This window comes from Archangium sp. (assembly GCF_057119385.1).
In genome coordinates, this window is record NZ_DBNGVP010000102.1 from 15,941 (window position 1) to 30,102 (window position 14,162).

Sequence of the window (14,162 nt, forward strand, 5' to 3'; positions counted from 1 at the left end):
CGCAGGGGCCTACGCCGCCCCCTCCAGCAGCGGCGCCTCGCCCCGCAGCCGCTCGGCCGTCAGCTTCAGCCTCCGCACCACCCGCCCCATGTCCGCCGGCGACACCGGCGGCCACACCCGCGGTGGAGTCCTCGGCAGGCTGGGTCGCTGCGGACCCTCCCCGGACGTCGTCTCCTCCGAGGGCGACGACTGGGGAACCACCAGGGGAGACAGGCCGTCGTCCGTCGCGTGCGCCATCGTCGCCTCCAAGGGGGGGAGACCTCCACTCCGGGAACCGCCACTCCGGGTGAAGAGGCTAGGCACCCCCTCTGGGAGCGTCAAGGCAGCCGGGCTCTGGCGGGAGAATCTGTTTTCCAGCCAAAGCCCGGAAAGCCCTGAGTGTCCTGGGGACGACAGGACTCAGCGGCCGGGGCGCGTCGGCACCTTCTTCGGCGAGGCGAGGAAGGACTCGACGCTGGAGCCCTGCGCCGCCTTGAAGGCGATGCACAGGTCCATGCGCTCCAACGCCTGAGCCAGCGAGCGGGTTCCACCCGGGGCGCGCTCCATGCGCTCGGTGAAGAAGGCGGCGGCCTCCTGGCGGTGCACCGGGTCGCAGTAGGCGGCCACCGTCCACACCAGCGCCCCCAGCCGCTCCTCCGGCAGCCGCGCGGCGAGCGCGTCGTAGTTCTCCTTCACGAAGGCGTAGGCCACGTCCCGCGAGCGCAGGTCCTGGCCCGCGGCGAAGAGCAGCCGCGCCACCTCGCGCATGTCCACCGAGCTGTCCAGCAGCAGCTTCAGGTTCTCCTCCACCAGCGCCGGCTCGCGGAAGCCCGAGAGCGCGCTCACCAGGTGCTCGCGCTTGCGGCGATCCTTCTCCGAGCGCATGGCCGTCATCAGCCTGCCATGCAGCGCCGCGTCCCCGTGCGCCGAGGCGATGCCCAGCGCCGTGCGCAGCAGCTCCGGAGACACCGCCTTGCCGTCCGTCAGCCACTGCTGCGTCAGCTGCTTCGCCTCGGCCACCAGCTTCGGGTCCCCGCCCTGCTCGCCGGCAATCTCGAGCAGCAGGGGCCGCAGGAGCCGCGTGTCCTCGTCCTCGTTGGCGCGCGGGGTGAAGCCGAGCGCCCGGGCCCGCGCCCCATACGTGTCGCGCAGGAAGCGCTCCCGGTCCGCCTGGCGCGCGTCGGACAGCAGCGAGGGCCGGAGCATGCCCAGCAGCTCCAGCGACGCCTGGAACACCTGGCGGTCCCGCTCCCCGGCCAGCCCCGGCAGCAGGCCGAGCGCGTCCGCGGCCGGCATCGCCCCGGCGTTCACCAGCGCCTGCACGTCACCCAGGAGGGCCACGCGCTCGGCGCGCGAGAGGTGGCGGCTCTCGGTGGAGAGCAGCCGGCCCAGCATCTGCGTGTCCAGGGCGGAGCGGTAGTAGCCCGCGCCGTCCGCGTTGGGCATCACCCAGGTGGGGCACGTCTTCGCCTCGGGCAGGGGCAGCTCGGCGGACTCGCCCTGGAGCACCGTGCAGGCGCGGCCGGACCCCTTGCCCGAGCCGTAGCGCACGCACAGGGGCACCTTCCACTCCTGCTTCGCGTCCCCCGCGGAGCCCAGCGGCAGGAAGCGGCTCTGCGACAGCCGCACCACCGGCACCTTGCCCGAGCAGTCCAGCCGCGTGGTGACGAGCGGCGCGCCGCCCTGGTCCAGGAAGGAGCCGAGCACACCGGACACGTCCTGGCCCGCCTCGGCCGAGAGCGCGTCGAGGAAGTCCTTCGCGGTGGCGTTGCCGTGGGCATGGGCCCGCATGTGGCGCTGCACCCCGCGCTGGAAGACGTCCCGGCCCAGCCACCCCTCCACCATGGTCAGCACCGCCGCGCCCTTGCCGTAGGTGATGCCGTCGAAGGCGCCGAGGATGTCATCCGGCCGCTGGATGGGCTGGCGGATGCGGCGCGCCGTCACCAGGCTGTCCGTGCCCAACGCGTAGGAGCGGCCCCGCACCCGCTCGACGGGGGCGTCCCACGTGGGCTGGGCGGACTCGACCATGCGCGGCGTCGCCCAGGTGGCGAAGGACTCGTTGAGCCACAGGTCATCCCACCACGCCATCGTCACCAGGTCGCCGAACCACTGGTGCGCCAGCTCGTGCATCTGCGTGTTGTAGAAGCCGCGCTGCCGGCCCACCGAGTCCTCGCCCGGTCTGGCGAGCACGGACCCCGAGTTGAACGTCACCAGGCCCGGGTGCTCCATGGCCCCGCCGAACAGCGGCACCGCCAGCACGTCCAGCTTCTCGTACGGGAAGGGCATGCCGAAGTAGTCCTCCAGCCGGGCGAGAATCTCCGGCGTCACCTTCGCGGCATAGGTGCCCTCCACGCTGCGGCCCCTGGGCGTGACGATGCGGGTGCGCACCCCCTTCTGCCCCGAGGGCGCCGCCTCGAGGAAGTCGAACGGGCCCACGCCAAAGGCGATGAGGTAGCTGGGCAGCGGCTGCGTCCGCGCGAAGCGGAAGGTGGTGCCCCCCGAGGCGCGCGGCTCCTCGTTCACCAGCGGCGTGTTGGTGACGGCCACGTTGCCCGCGGGCACGTGGAAGGTGAGCTGCCAGGGCACCTTGAAGCCCGGCTCGTCGAAGCACGGGAAGACGCGCCGCGCCCCCACGGGCTCGAACTGGGTGTAGGCGTACCACGCGCCATCGTCCTTCGCGCGGAAGGCGCCCGTCGTCTCGCGCTCGGAGAGCTGGCCCTCGTAGGCGATGCGCAGGTGCGCGGCGCCGGGCTTCAGCGGGCGCGCCGGGACGAAGCCGAGGAAGTCCTCCTTGCCCTTCACCCGCGTGAGGACCTCGGAGACGCCGTCCACGGTGAGCGTGGCCTCGCGCACGGTGAGGTAGCGGCCGTGGAGCCAGAGGGCGTCCGTGGCCTCCTTCACCTCCAGGTCCATGTCCACCACGCCCTGGAAGACGGGGGCCGCGGGGTCCACGGTGAGCTCCACCGTGTAGCCGGTGGGGCGCACCTGGGTGGGCAGGCGCAGGGCGGGCGAGACCGGCTCGGGCCGGTTCGTGGCCACCACCTGCGCCGCGGGGCTCGACGAGGCGGGAGGGCTGGCCTCCGGCGTGGGAACGGGCTGACGGGCACCACAGGCCGTCAGGGCGGCCAGGAGGGCGAACGAAGCGCGTCGGGAGAGTCTGGGCATGGCGCACGGTCTAGCCCAGGACGGGCAGGCGGGGTAGCGACGGGCAGTGGGAGCCCCCTTGCCTGCCACCCCACTTCCAGGTGGAGTGCGCCGCCGTGTCCGCCCCCGCTCCGTCCCCCGACTCCCCCCGCCTCCCCCTCCCGCTCCCGCCCGCACGGCTCGTCCAGGTGCTCGGCGAGCGCCCGTCTCCCGTGGTGGGGTGGCTCGCCAACCGGGTGATGGACGCGGTGTGCGCGCTGCCCGCCTCCTGGAAGGATGGGCTCGCCCGCTTCGTCGGCTGGCTGGCGTTCACCCTCGGCATCCGCCTGCGCGTGGCCCTGGAGAACCTCACGCACGCCTACCCGGAGATGAGTGACGCGGAGCGGCGCCGGATTGCCCTCGGGGCCTACATCACCATGGCCCGCGTGGTGCTCGAGTCCATCGACGAGAAGGACCACGTGGACCCCCACTGGGAGATTCCCGAGGTGAAGGGCGAGGCCTGGGAGGCGCTCAAGGCCAACATCGCCAGGGGCCAGGGCGCGCTGCTGGTGACGGCGCACTTCGGCAACTGGGAGCGCGCGGGGAAGATGTTGCTGCGGCGCGGGATTCCGCTCAACGCCCTGGTGCGGCCCCTGAAGGGCGCGCTCAACATGCGCATCGTGGACAACCGCATCGCCGCGGGCGCGGGGCTCATCTACCCCAAGGGCGCCATCGCCGAGGCGTCGGAGGCGGTGAAGCTGGGCGAGACGGTGCTGATGCTGCTGGACCAGTCGCTGCCGGCGAAGGCGGCGGTGTTCGTGCCCTTCTTCGGCCGGCCCGCGTCCACCACGCCGGCCATGGCGGTGGTGGCCCGGCGCACGGGCGCGCCCGTGTTCGTGGTGATGGGGATTCGCGACGAGAGCGGGCAGAAGCTGCGGCTGGAAGTGGAGGGGCCGATTCCGGTCCCCGAGGGCCTGGGCGAGCAGGACGCCACCACGGCGCACACGGCGGCGGTGACGGCGGTGCTGGAGAAGTACGTGCGGCGCTACCCGGACCAGTGGCTGTGGCTGCACCGGCGCTGGAAGGTGCAGCCGCCGTCGCCGGAAGCCCCGGCCGCCCTCCCGGGTTGACTCCACGAGGACGATGGCGCGGACCCTCTTCATCGGAGACGTGCACGGCTGCGCGGAGGAGCTCGACGCGCTGCTGCACGCGTGCGGCCACCGGCGGGGAGACCGGGTGGTGCTGGTGGGGGACCTGGTGGCGAAGGGCCCGGACTCGGCGGGCGTGGTGCGCCGGGCGAGGGAGCGTGGGTTTCTCGCGGTACGGGGCAACCACGACGAGCACGTGCTGCGCTGGCGCGCGGGGAAGATGCCCGAGGGCAAGAAGCTCAAGCGTGAGCACAGGCAGGTGCTGGACACGCTGGAGGACGCGGACTGGGCGTACCTCGAGTCGCTGCCCGTGCACCGCCACTTCCCCGAGCTGAACGTGCGCGTGGTGCACGGGGGCCTGGTGCCCGGCGTGCCGCTGGAGGCGCAGAAGCCGGAGCTGATGCTCAACCTGCGCAGCATCACGCCGGAGGGAGAGCCCTCGAAGAAGATGGACGCCGGAGTTCCCTGGGCGAGCCTGTGGAAGGGGCCCGAGCTCGTCATCTTCGGCCACGACGCGCTGCGAGGCGTGCAGCGCCACCCGTATGCCATTGGCCTGGACTCGGGCTGCGTGTACGGCCACGAGCTCACCGCCTACGTGCTGCCCGAGGCCCGCTTCTACTCGGTGAAGGCGAAGCGGACGTACATGGACCTCGACGGGCCTGCGTGAACCATCAGCCCTCGGGCGGACGGACCACCAGCACGGGCCGGCCGGCGCGCGACATGACTTCCTTGGCCACCGAGCCCATCAGCGTCTTCTTCAGCCCCCCACGGCCGTGGGTGCCCACACAGATGACATCCGCGGACAGGCGCTCGGCGGCCTTGAGCAGCGCCGTCGCCACGTCCTGGCCCGACAGCACCTCCACCTGCACCTTGCGCCCCTGCGAATCCGCGTCCCGCGGCAGCAACTGATGCAGCCGCTGCCTCAAATCCCGCTCCTGCTCGATCGCCTGCTGCGGGTTGTCCGCCACCGTCACCACGTGCACCGTGCCCCCGTTGGGCAACAGCGAGAAGGCATACGGAATGGCCCGGTTCGCCGCGTCCGAGAAGTCCGTGGCCACCAGCACCGAGCCCAGCGCCGGAATGGGCACCGCCGAGCCCCTCGCCGACACCTCCACCGGCACGCTCGTCACCGACATCTTCGCCAGCCGCAGCGCGTGGTGCGACACGCTCCACAGCTTGCCCAGCGCGCGCCGCTGGTGCGTGCCCACCACCAGCAGGTCCACCTGCTCCTCCGCCGCCAACGCCACCAGGTGGTCCGCGATACGCCCCACCCCCGGCTCCAGCCGCAGCCGCGCCGGTGCCTGCCCCATCGCCTCCAGCGGCGACACCAACGAGCGCACCTCCTGCTCCAGCGCGCGCTTCAACTCGGGCGTCACGTCCTGAAAGGACTGCGGCTGCGCCAGCCCCATCCGCTGGTACTCCTCGTGCGGCCAGTAGATGCGCCCGGCCACCACCTCCACCGGGCCGTACTTCCGCAGCCCCTGCAGCCAGTCCCGCGCCGCCTCGAAGGGCAGCGAGCGGTCCACCCCCAACATCACCTTCAGCGGGCGCGACCCCTTCACCCATGCCTCGAAGGGCTCCGCCTCGCGCACCACCAGCAGCGGCACCGGCAGCGCCGTGGCCAGCCGGTCCACCGTGCCCCCCACCCCCAGGAAGGGCGAGGCGCTCGTCGGCCCCGCCGTCACCACCAGCCCCGCTCCCTTCTCCTGGGCGAAGCGCGCCAGCTCCTCGGCCGGCTCGCCCGTCAGCAACTGGTGGCTCACCCGCGCCCCCAGCTTCTCCAACCGCTTCACCTCGTCCAGCAGCGCCGACGTCGCCGTGTCCCGCAGCGTCTGCCCGAAGGCCCTCGCCAGGTCGCCCGGCAGCACGTGCACCAGGAAGAGGGGCTCGTCCATCTTCCGCGCGAGCTCCGCCGCGGCCGTGGCCGCTCGCTGCGCGGCGTCCGAGAAATGGGTGGCACAAAGGATGGTCATGGCTGCTCCCGCACAGGCCCGAGGGCCCGGGTCTCAATGAGTCGATTCACGTCCCGTGCCGGGCACTCTAGCCACCCGCGCCTCCCGGGAGCGGGACAATTCGCTCCCCCTGGCCCCTGTAAATGCTGCGCACCCGGTGGACCCCACCGCAAAGCCTGCGTGCCCGCCCTCGGAGCGCACGGGCGGACGGCGTTGGCACCCGGCTCGCACTACCTTCACCAGAGAGCCCTGGAGGTCCCCATGTTCCGCTGCGCGTCCTGTGGTGCCTTCAACCGAGTGCGAGAGCCCCGCCCCCCCGGCGAGCCCACGTGCGGCCGGTGTCAGCGTCCGCTCGACCTGTCGGGCCAGCCCCAGGAGGTGGATGGGGAGGCCCTGTGGCGCGCCGTGCGGGCCTCGCCCGTGCCCGTGCTGCTGGACTTGTGGGCCCCCTGGTGTGGACCGTGCCGCACCGCCGCCCCCATCCTCGACGCCGTGGGCCGCGCCCAGGCGGGCCGCCTGCTCGTCCTCAAGCTGAACACCGAGGAGCAACCCCAGGCCGCCAGTCAGCTCGGCGTGCGGGGCATTCCCACCTTCGTCGTCTTCTCCGGTGGCCGCGAGGTGGCCCGCCGCAGTGGCCTCATGCCTCGGCCCGAGCTGGAACGGTGGGCTTTGGCCTCGGCCCAGGGCGGAGGTCCGTGGGCCTCCGCGTGAGCAACCCGGGGCCCGTGGCACCCTCACCCCGGGGGGCTTGCCCCCCCTTTGAACGACGGGGGGCTCCTCTCCCGGAGGGCGAGGGGCAAGGGGCTCGGGCGGGAAGCCATGAGGCGGAGAGCTGAGGCGGAAAGCTGAGGAGGAGCGGCGATGAGGATGCGATTCCGGGACCGGGAAGAGGCGGGGCGGCAGCTGGCCGGGCGGTTGAGGGGCCTGCTCGATGAGACCCCGGTGGTGCTGGCGCTGCCGCGCGGCGGAGTGCCCGTGGGCTACGAGGTCGCCACGGCGCTGGGGGCCCCGCTGGAGGTGCTGGTGGTGCGCAAGCTGGGAGTGCCCTGGCGGCCGGAGCTGGGAATGGGGGCCATCGCCGAGGGCGGCGCGCTGTACGTGAACGCCGAGGTGCTGGCGTACGCGGACCTGACGAACGCGGACGTGCTCGAGGTGGCGAGGCAGGAGTCGCGCGAGCTGGCGCGGCGGGTGCGGCTGTACCGGGGCGAGCGGCCCCTGCCAGACGTGAGGGGACGCACGGTGCTGCTGGTGGACGACGGCCTGGCCACGGGAGGCACGGCGCGAGCGGCGGCGCGAGCGGTGCGCGCGCTGGGGCCCCGGCGGCTGGTGCTGGCGGTCCCGGTGGCGGTGGCGGAGACGGCGGAGGCGCTGCGCCACGAGGAGGTGGACGAGGTGGTGACGGTGCAGGAGCCACCCAGGCTGGGCGCGGTGGGCGTCTGGTACGAGGACTTCCACCAGGTGGACGACGAGGAGGTGCTCGTCCTCCTCAGACAGGCGCACCACGCTGGAGCCTCGCCGTCCCCCTGAGCCTCCGTTCCCTCAGCGTCCGGCGAAGGTGCCGCCGTCCACGTTGAGCGCGTGGCCCGTGACGAAGGACGCCGCGTCGGAGCACAGCCACACCACCGCCTCGGCCACCTCGTGCGGCTGGCCCACGCGGCCGATGGGATGCGTGGCGGCGAGCCTCTCACCCAGCTCGGGATGATCGCGGAAGATGTTCTCCACCAGCACGGTGCCGCGGATGACGGCCGGACACACGGCGTTCACGCGGATGTTCTGCTGCGCGTACTCGAGCGCCGCCGTCTTCGTGAGGCCGAGCACCCCGTGCTTGCTGGCCGTGTACGAGCCGAGTCCCTTGGTTCCAATCAGCCCGGCCATGGAGGACATGTTGACGATGGAGCCGCCGCCCTGCGCGAGCATCTGCCGCACCTGGTACTTCATGCACAGCCACACGGCCCGGAGGTTGGTGTCCAGGACGGCGTCCCACTCCTCCTCGTCATACTCGTGGAGGGCCTTGGGCGCGGTGGTGGTGCCCGCGTTGTTGAAGGCCACATCCAACCGGCCGTAGTGCTCGACGGTGCCGCGCACGAGCGACTCGACCTCCGAGGCCTTCGTCACGTCCGTGCGCAGCGCGATGGCCTCGCCGCCCTGCTGGCGGATGAGCTCCACCGTCTCCGCGTTGCCCTCCTGGCCCCGGCTCGCGATGACGAGCTTCGCACCGGCCCGCGCCATGGCGATGGCCGTGGCGCGGCCAATGCCCGAGCTCGCGCCCGTCACCAGCGCGACCTTTCCTTCCAGCTGCTTCATCTGTCACTCCTTGAAGATGGCGACCGCGGCGACCCCGTCCGGACCCATGTAGCCGCGGTACATGCCCGACGAGTTGAAGGGCATCGCCACGTTACCCTGCGCGTCCATGGCGATCACCCCGCCCTCCCCCCCGGCCTTCACCAGCACCTCCATCACCACCTGGTTGGCGGACTCGAGCAGCGGTAGGTCCAGGTACTCCATGCGGGAGCAGATGTCGCGAGCGACGGTGTAGCGGATGAAGTACTCGCCATGGCCGGTGGCCGAGACGGCGCAGCGCTCGTTGGCGTAGGTGCCGGCGCCGATGACGGGCACGTCTCCCACGCGCCCGAAGCGCTTGTTGGTCATACCGCCCGTGGAAGTGCCCGCGGCGAGGTTGCCCGCCTGATCCAACGCCACCGCGCCCACGGTGCCGAACTTGTGCTCCTTGCCCGCGGGGTGCTCCCAGAAGGTCCGCGGGCCCTGGGGCTGGCCCTGCTCGGGCGGCGTCTGCTGCTGCTGCTTCTCCGCCTCCAGCGCGCGCTGCAGCGACTGCCAGCGCTCCTCCGTGTAGAAGTAGCTCTCCGGGACGAGCTCCACGCCCTGCTGCTTCGCGAACTCCTCGGCGCCCGCGCCAATCATCATCACGTGCGGGGACTTCTCCATCACCGCCCGCGCGAGCGAGATGGGGTTCTTCACGTGGTGCAGGCCCGCCACGGAGCCGGCCTCGCGGGTGCGTCCGTTCATGATGGCGGCATCGAGCTCGTTCTTGCCGTCATGGGTGAAGACGGCGCCCTTGCCCGCGTTGAAGAGGGGCGAGTCCTCCATGACGCGCACGGCGGCGGTGACGGCGTCCAGGCTGGTGCCCCCCTTGGCGAGGATGGCGTGGCCGGCCTGGAGGGACTCGGCGAGCACGGCGCGCACGGCGGCCTCGCGCTCGGGGGAGAGGGACTCGCGCTTGATGACGCCCGCGCCGCCGTGGATGACGATGCCCCAGCGCGGGGCAGGCTTGGAGACGTCGTCGGAGGAGCTCATGCGTTTCTCATCTTCTCGTCGGGTGGTGAGGGACGTGGAGCAACCGAGGGGCAACAGCAGGGCCGCCAGCGCGGCGGCGGAGAGGGCACGGCGAAGCGGAGCGGGCATGGAACGAGGGTCTACTCCAAGTCGCTCGGGGGCTCACGGGAGCTGACGCGTCAATGCCCGTGGCAGCACGGTTCTTGACGCGTCAAAACCCCCTCGAAACCGGTCCCTCCTGACACAGTTTTCCCGCGCTCTCCTCTGAGGCACGCCTCGAGCGCCCTCCTGGCACGGCGGCTGCTCTGGGGTCCCCCGCGCACCCCGCGTCTTCAGGAGCCACCATGAATCCATCGTCCACACCCCTTCGTGCGGCGCTCGCGCTGCTCATCGCCATCGCCTCGGGCTGCACCCGCAGCGACTCCTCCGGAGAGTCCGCTCGGCCCGAGACCGCCGTGAGCGCCCAGCCCCTCTTCACCAACGGCAACTTCGAGGAGGGCACCCTCAACGGCTGGAGCGTCAGCACCTACCTCAATCGCGGCATCACCCTGCCGCCCAACAGCACCTCGGACCTCAACCTCCAGACGGGCGGTGTCGCTCGCACCGGCGCGAAACAGGCCACCGGCGGCCCCGAGACCGCCATCCCCGCCGGCCTCACCGCCGCCCAGTCGCTGCGCTGGCCCCGCTATGGCCAGTGGGCCGCGGTGGTGAACGAGCTGGGCAACAGCAACAACGTCAACCGCCTCGTGCAGTCCGCGACGCTCGCCTCCTCCGACGTGGACCCGGCCGATGGCAAGGTGCACGTGCGCTTCGCGCTCGCCCCCGTGCTCCAGAACCCGAGCCACTCCCAGGAGCAGCAGCCCTACATCTACATCACCCTGCGCAACGTGACGCGCGGCACCGTGCTGTGGAGCACCTTCAACTTCGCCAACCAGCCCGGCGTCCCCTGGAAGACCACCGCCGACAACATCCAGTACACCGACTGGCAGTCCGTCGACGTCGCCCCCGGTGACGCGCAGCTGTCCATCGGCGACACCGTGGAGCTCGATGTCATCGCCGCGGGCTGCTCGCAGGGCGGCCACTGGGGCCATGTCTACGTGGACGGCTTCGGCTCGTTCCTCCCCGGCCTCTCCATCGCCGCCACCGCCGTGAAGTCGGCCAACGCGGACTCGGACCTGACGTACACGTACCTGGTCAAGAACTCGGACACGAGCGCCGCCCGAGACACCACCGTCACCATCGTCCTCCCGGACCACACGACGTTCGTCTCGCTCGACACGCCGCCCGGCGTCACCTGCACCCACGACAGCGCCACCCGCACGGTGACGTGTGACCTGGGCACGATGAACCCCACCGCCAGCGCCTCCTTCGGCGTGAAGGTCCACATCGACCCCGGCGCCACCGGCAAGGTGGCCCACGGCAACTACTCCGTCGACGCCCAGGGCGTGTCCCCGCTCATCGGGCCCCTCGTCGAGACGGCCCTCACCGCGGGCGCCACCTACGCGGACCTCTCCGCCTCCCTCTCCGATGGCGTCGTCGGCGTCGGCTGGGACCGGCCCGTCCACTCCGTCCTCACCGTCACCAACCGCGGCCCCAACGCCGTCACCGGCGCCTCCATCGACCAGGACTTCCCCGCGGACCTCACCGGCATCTCCTGGACGTGCACCGCCACCGGTGGCGCCACCTGCCCCGCCGCCTCGGGCACCGGCAACATCCACACCACCGCGGACCTCCCCGTGGGCGGCACCGTCACCTATACCGTGGACGCGCGCGTCGTCCCCGGCTCCGGCTCCGGCTCGCTCACCCAGCGCGCCTCCGTCTCCGTCCCCGCTGGCATCCAGGACCCCGACGGCGGCAACAACACGGCCGTGGACGTCAACGGCATCGGCACCCTCCACACCGTCACGGTGCAGAAGGACCCCGAGGGCCAGGGCAGCGGCACCGTCGTCACCAGCCCCGCCGTCATCCACTGCGACCCGTCCTGCGCCTCGGCGAGCGCCGACTTCCTCGAGGGCTCCCTGGTGAGCCTCACCGCCACGGCGCAGCCGGGCAGCACCTTCGCGGGCTGGAGCGGCGGCTGCACGGGCACCACCAACCCCTGCACCCTCACCGCCAACGCGGCGGCCACCGTCACCGCGCTGTTCAACATCAACACGTACCCCATCACCACCAGCGCCAGCGAGGCGGGTGGCTCCATCACCTGCCCCTCGCCCATCACCCACGGCCAGCCCGTCACCTGCACCGTCACCGTGACGCCGGGCTACACGCTCGCCTCGCTCACGGACAACGGCACGGAGGTGACGTCCTCCGTCTCCGGCGGCACCTACGTGCTGACGAACGTCACCGGGCCGCACGACCTGCTCGCCCGCTTCACGAAGCGTCCGGGCACGGACTGGGGCGGCGCGTGCACCACCGACAGCGAGTGCTCCACCGGCTTCTGCGCCGATGGCGTGTGCTGCGACACCGCCTGCGATGGCCAGTGCGAGGCCTGCAACGCGGCCGGCAGCGTGGGCACCTGCGGCGCGGTGACGGGTGCGCCTCGGGGTGACCGTCCGGCGTGCGCTGCGGATGGCACCGAGTGCGGCGGCGTCTGCGACGGCACGAAGCGCGACACCTGCTCCTACCCCGGCGAGTCCGTGCAGTGCGGCACGCCGAGCTGCTCCGCGGGCGTGGCCACCACGTCGGGCACCTGCGACGGCGCGGGCGCCTGCGCCACCGAGACGCTGAGCTGCGGGGACTACGCCTGCGGCGAGGTGGCCTGCCTGGCCACCTGCACCACGGATGACCAGTGCGCGGACAACGCCTTCTGCCTCTCCGGCCAGTGCAAGCCGAAGGGCCAGCATGAGCAGTGGCTCGCGCAGGGCAGCGGCTGCTCCAGCACGGGGGGTGCCGGCTCCCTGCTGCCGCTGATGCTGGGCTCGCTCGCCGCCTTCCTGCGCCGCCGCCGGGGCCCGGGCGCGGTGATGGCCGCCGCCGCCGCGGTCTCCGCTCCCGCCGCCGCCCAGGCGCAGGACGACCTGAGCCGCTCCTTCCTCGTGGAGCGCTTCCAGCCCCAGCCCGGCCGCGATGACGTGCTCGGCGTGCAGTCCGCGCACGTCCCCGGCCACCTCACCTTCAGTGGCCGCCTCTTCGCCGACTACGCCCACCAGCCGCTGCGGCTCGTCTCCGTGGACAACCCGGGCTTCCAGCGCGTCCTCGTGGGCGGCCAGACGTACCTCACGCTCGCCGGCTCCGTGGCGCTGTTCGACCGCTTCGAGCTCGGCGCCGCCCTGCCCATGATGGTCTACCAGACCACCAGCGGCGCCGGCATGGTGGACCCCAAGCTCCAGGGCGCCCTCACCACCACGGCGTTCTCCGACCTGCGCGTCAACCTGAAGACGGCACTGCTGCGCTCCAAGGACTTCGGGCTCGCGGTGGCGCTGCCCGTCACCTTCCCCACCGCCCCGCCGGACTCGTACCTGGGCGGCGGCAGCGTCACCTTCAACCCCACCCTCGTGGGCGAGTGGCGCGGCCCCCGCGGCTCGGCCGTCATGGCCAACGCCGGCCTCTTCTTCGGCAAGCCCCAGCGGTTCCTCAACCTGAACCTCGGCACCTCGGTGACGTACGGCATCGGCGGCAAGGTGGACCTGGTGCCCCGCTGGAAGCTCGCCCTGATGTCCACCCTGGCCGGTGAGGTGGGGCTCAACGGCCCCTCCGTCCCCACCAGCCCCCTGGAGCTGCTGGTGGCGCTGCGCCTGGGCTACTTCAAGAACGTGGAGATGACGCTGGGCGGTGGCCCCGGCCTCACCAACGGCTTCGGCACGCCGCGCTTCCGCGTGCTCGCGGCCCTGAGCTACGCGCCCTCGGATGCGCTGAAGCGCCCGGTGCAGCCGGCTCCGGCTCCGCCCGCGCCCATCGTCACCGCTCCGCCTCCGCCGCCTCCGCCGCCCGCGCTCGTGGCGCATGACGACGAGGGCCGGGTGCTCGCGGGCCAGTCCATCACGCTGAACATCCTGCGGAACGACGAGGGCCAGCCCGGCGAGCAGCTGCGCGTGGCCGAGGTGGGGGTGACGTCCAGCGGTGGCCTCGTGGAGAGCACGCCCGAGGGCGCGCTGCGCTACACGGCGAAGGAGGGCTTCTCCGGCCGCGACACGTTCACCTACCGCGTCGCGGGTGGCCCCGAGCGCTCGGCCACGGCCAACGTGGTGGTGATGGTCGAGGCGCCTCCGCCGCCTCCGCCGCCGCCCGCTCCGGCGAAGGTGGTGGTGGAGAAGGGCAAGCTGCGCACGATGGACAAGGTGTTCTTCGCCACGGCCAAGGACAACGTGCTGCCCGAGTCCCAGAGCATCCTCGACCAGGTGGCCGCGGTGCTGGAGAGCAACCCGGACATCCAGAAGCTGCGCATCGAGGCGCACACGGACGGCGCGGGCAAGGCCACCTACAACAAGGACCTGTCGCAGCGCCGCGCGCGGTGGGTGCGCGAGTACCTGGTGCAGAAGGGGATTGCTCCGCAGCGGCTGACGTCGGAGGGCTTCGGCATGGAGAAGCCCATCGACACCAACGACACGCCCGAGGGCCGCGCCAACAACCGGCGCGTGGAGTTCGTGGTCATCGAGTAGGCCCGGCTGTGTTTCCGGCGGCACGGTGCGCGCGAAGAACGTGTGCACCGTGCCGCCCGGCATGAGAA

10 protein-coding genes are annotated in these 14,162 nt (G+C 72.2%); 5 read left to right on the top strand and 5 right to left on the bottom strand.

The genetic code is table 11. The features are described 5' to 3' along the window. Positions 1-9: 9 nt before the first annotated feature. Complete coding sequence (locus AC16DP_RS24810) at positions 10-237, bottom strand: hypothetical protein (RefSeq protein ID WP_329730125.1); 228 nt, start codon at positions 235-237, stop codon at positions 10-12. Positions 238-399: 162 nt separating this feature from the next. After that, positions 400-3,144 (bottom strand): M1 family metallopeptidase, encoded by a 2,745-nt coding sequence (locus AC16DP_RS24815; RefSeq protein ID WP_329730126.1) that lies wholly within the window; start codon positions 3,142-3,144, stop codon positions 400-402. 95 nt (positions 3,145-3,239) lie between these two features. On the opposite strand from AC16DP_RS24815, the gene AC16DP_RS24820 reads away from it, so the two are divergent. Together AC16DP_RS24820 and AC16DP_RS24825 are read left to right on the top strand one after the other, a co-directional pair. Next, positions 3,240-4,232, top strand: a complete 993-nt coding sequence (locus tag AC16DP_RS24820) for a lysophospholipid acyltransferase family protein (protein WP_329730127.1) — start codon at positions 3,240-3,242, stop codon at positions 4,230-4,232. A gap of 13 nt (positions 4,233-4,245) precedes the next feature. Further along, positions 4,246-4,917 carry a metallophosphoesterase gene (locus AC16DP_RS24825; RefSeq protein WP_329730128.1) on the top strand — a complete coding sequence of 224 codons (672 nt, stop codon included), beginning with the start codon at positions 4,246-4,248 and terminating at the stop codon, positions 4,915-4,917. Between the two features lie 4 nt (positions 4,918-4,921). On the opposite strand, the gene AC16DP_RS24830 is transcribed toward AC16DP_RS24825, so the two are convergent. Beyond that, complete coding sequence (locus AC16DP_RS24830) at positions 4,922-6,223, bottom strand: universal stress protein (RefSeq protein WP_329730129.1); 1,302 nt, start codon at positions 6,221-6,223, stop codon at positions 4,922-4,924. 240 nt (positions 6,224-6,463) lie between these two features. Here AC16DP_RS24830 and AC16DP_RS24835 point away from each other — a divergent pair, with 240 nt between their 5' ends. Continuing rightward, positions 6,464-6,913, top strand: a complete 450-nt coding sequence (locus tag AC16DP_RS24835) for a thioredoxin family protein (protein WP_329730130.1) — start codon at positions 6,464-6,466, stop codon at positions 6,911-6,913. A gap of 150 nt (positions 6,914-7,063) precedes the next feature. Next, positions 7,064-7,729 carry a phosphoribosyltransferase gene (locus AC16DP_RS24840; RefSeq protein WP_329730131.1) on the top strand — a complete coding sequence of 222 codons (666 nt, stop codon included), beginning with the start codon at positions 7,064-7,066 and terminating at the stop codon, positions 7,727-7,729. Between the two features lie 12 nt (positions 7,730-7,741). On the opposite strand, the gene AC16DP_RS24845 is transcribed toward AC16DP_RS24840, so the two are convergent. Together AC16DP_RS24845 and AC16DP_RS24850 are read right to left on the bottom strand one after the other, a co-directional pair. Further along, entirely contained in the window at positions 7,742-8,506 is a 765-nt protein-coding gene (locus AC16DP_RS24845; protein WP_329730132.1) for an SDR family oxidoreductase, read from the bottom strand. A gap of 3 nt (positions 8,507-8,509) precedes the next feature. After that, positions 8,510-9,517 (bottom strand): isoaspartyl peptidase/L-asparaginase family protein, encoded by a 1,008-nt coding sequence (locus AC16DP_RS24850; protein WP_414640742.1) that lies wholly within the window; start codon positions 9,515-9,517, stop codon positions 8,510-8,512. 323 nt (positions 9,518-9,840) lie between these two features. Between AC16DP_RS24850 and AC16DP_RS24855 the strand changes: the two genes are divergently transcribed. Next, positions 9,841-14,094, top strand: coding sequence for an OmpA family protein (locus tag AC16DP_RS24855; protein WP_329730134.1), 4,254 nt, complete (start codon positions 9,841-9,843; stop codon positions 14,092-14,094). Positions 14,095-14,162 lie beyond the last annotated feature (68 nt).

What these genes read in the sequence shown, in the direction of transcription:
- AC16DP_RS24810 (WP_329730125.1), bottom strand. Translation starts at nt 237, where the DNA reads ATGGCGCACGCGACGGACGACGGCCTGTCTCCCCTGGTGGTTCCCCAG.
- AC16DP_RS24850 (WP_414640742.1), bottom strand. Translation starts at nt 9,517, where the DNA reads ATGAGCTCCTCCGACGACGTCTCCAAGCCTGCCCCGCGCTGGGGCATC.
- AC16DP_RS24840 (WP_329730131.1), top strand. Translation starts at nt 7,064, where the DNA reads ATGAGGATGCGATTCCGGGACCGGGAAGAGGCGGGGCGGCAGCTGGCC.
- AC16DP_RS24845 (WP_329730132.1), bottom strand. Translation starts at nt 8,506, where the DNA reads ATGAAGCAGCTGGAAGGAAAGGTCGCGCTGGTGACGGGCGCGAGCTCG.
- AC16DP_RS24825 (WP_329730128.1), top strand. Translation starts at nt 4,246, where the DNA reads ATGGCGCGGACCCTCTTCATCGGAGACGTGCACGGCTGCGCGGAGGAG.
- AC16DP_RS24830 (WP_329730129.1), bottom strand. Translation starts at nt 6,223, where the DNA reads ATGACCATCCTTTGTGCCACCCATTTCTCGGACGCCGCGCAGCGAGCG.
- AC16DP_RS24835 (WP_329730130.1), top strand. Translation starts at nt 6,464, where the DNA reads ATGTTCCGCTGCGCGTCCTGTGGTGCCTTCAACCGAGTGCGAGAGCCC.
- AC16DP_RS24855 (WP_329730134.1), top strand. Translation starts at nt 9,841, where the DNA reads ATGAATCCATCGTCCACACCCCTTCGTGCGGCGCTCGCGCTGCTCATC.
- AC16DP_RS24815 (WP_329730126.1), bottom strand. Translation starts at nt 3,144, where the DNA reads ATGCCCAGACTCTCCCGACGCGCTTCGTTCGCCCTCCTGGCCGCCCTG.